Origin of the sequence: Bacillus sp. COPE52, assembly GCF_003355115.1 — a bacterium.
Taxonomy (GTDB): Bacteria; Bacillota; Bacilli; order Bacillales; family Bacillaceae_G; genus Bacillus_A; species Bacillus_A toyonensis.
Window position 1 is genome coordinate 5,600,587 of the sequence record NZ_CP031292.1, and the last position, 260, is coordinate 5,600,846.

1 protein-coding gene is annotated in these 260 nt (G+C 41.2%); it reads right to left on the bottom strand.

Features of this window, described 5'->3' with window-relative positions:
* Positions 1-260, bottom strand: a 260-nt coding sequence (locus DPQ31_RS29580; protein ID WP_261797492.1) for an SH3 domain-containing protein, incomplete at both ends; no start/stop codon positions are given.

Genomic DNA, 260 nt, shown 5'->3' on the forward strand with positions numbered 1-260 from the left:
ACCGAGCTACTTGTATTTGCCGCACTTCTTACTCGTAAGCTTGTCGCGTTAATTGTTCCTACTTCTTGCGTTCCATTCGTAATGTCTTCCGCTGGCTTTTCTTCTTGTTTTCCTGCTTCTAACTTCACAAACTCTAACGACACATAACCTTCTTTTCCTTGGTAATTGATTTTCGCCCAGCCGTTTGCTTTTCCTAGTACTGTTACTTTTTCACCATTTTTTAAGTTTCCTAGAACCGAGCTACTTGTATTTGCCGCACT